Raw genomic sequence first — 1,162 nt, 5'->3', positions numbered from 1 at the left:
GCCACCTTGTATCTACACGAGAGAGATTTCGTGGGATTGAAGCGATTGAGCCAAGGTCCGGGCGGCCGCCCGGACCTTGGCTTGGCGAAGTCGCCCGTACCACCTGAGGTTACAGCCGCGGGAGAGCTTGGGATCTTCGCCTTCGTCACGCACGACCGAACAGTCGCTTGGTTCCAACCGTACGCACAAGGCAGGTTACCGTGAACAGGATCATTTGTGGAGTTGATGTTTCTAAGGATTGGCTGGACGCGCATATCTGGCCGGGCGGTGCCGCAGAGCGCTTCGCCAACGATGCGACAGGGATTGCAGCTCTTTGTCTGTTCTGCCGCAGCCATGGCGCAGACCACGCGGTGATGGAAGCGTCGGGCGGCTATGAGCGGCTGGGCTTCATGCTTTTGTGGGCGCACGGCATGGCGTGCGCTCTGGTCAATGCCAGAAGCGTGCGCCGCTTCGCCGAAGCGATGGGCTATCTGGAGAAGACCGACCGGATCGACGCTGCCGTCATCGCCCATTACGGCGCAGTCAAGAAGATGGTCCCGACGCCACCACCCAGCACTGCCCAGCAGCGCCTTGCTGCGCTGGTCGGGCGGCTTTGCCAGGTTGTCGGCGATGCCACCATCAACAAGCAGCGCAAAAGTGCCGCACGCGATGCCGAGGCATGCGCCAGCATCGAGGCCATGCTGGCTTTCCTCAAGCGCGAGGAGCGGCGCCTGGAAGGCGAGATCGCCTCGATGATCGACGACGATCCGCTGTGGGCCAGGCTGGGATCGGCCTTCCGTTCGCTCAAGGGCGTGGCCGGCCGCACCGTCGCTCGCCTGATGGCCGAACTGCCCGAGATCGGCCTCATCTCCAACAAGGCCATCGCCAAGCTGGCAGGCCTCGCCCCCATCGCCAACGACAGTGGCAGGCGCGCCGGCAACAGGCATGTGCGCGCCGGACGCGCCGGGCCGCGTGGCATCCTCTTCATCGTCGCAGCCATCGTGGCTAAGTTCGATCCACATCTCAAAGCGTTCGCTCAAAGGTTGCAACTGGCGGGAAAGCCCAAAATGCTCATCCGCATCGCGCTTGCCAGAAAACTTCTCGTCATCCTCAATGCAAAAGCACGCGACGCGAGAAGTGAGTTCGCAAATGCAACTTGACCCCCCAGATAGTCGCTCTCCCC

Annotated in this window: 1 protein-coding gene; it reads left to right on the top strand. The window is 62.7% G+C overall.

Annotation, left to right across the window (positions count from 1 at the left end):
* The first annotated feature begins 200 nt into the window (after positions 1-200).
* Complete coding sequence (locus AC1D1L_RS33650) at positions 201-1,139, top strand: IS110 family RNA-guided transposase (protein ID WP_477345829.1); 939 nt, start codon at positions 201-203, stop codon at positions 1,137-1,139.
* Positions 1,140-1,162: the final 23 nt, after the last annotated feature.

Source organism: Mesorhizobium sp. P2_D6 (assembly GCF_056404315.1).
The sequence above is the reverse complement of the archived record's forward strand: the minus strand, read 5'-3'. Positions and strand labels throughout refer to the sequence as shown.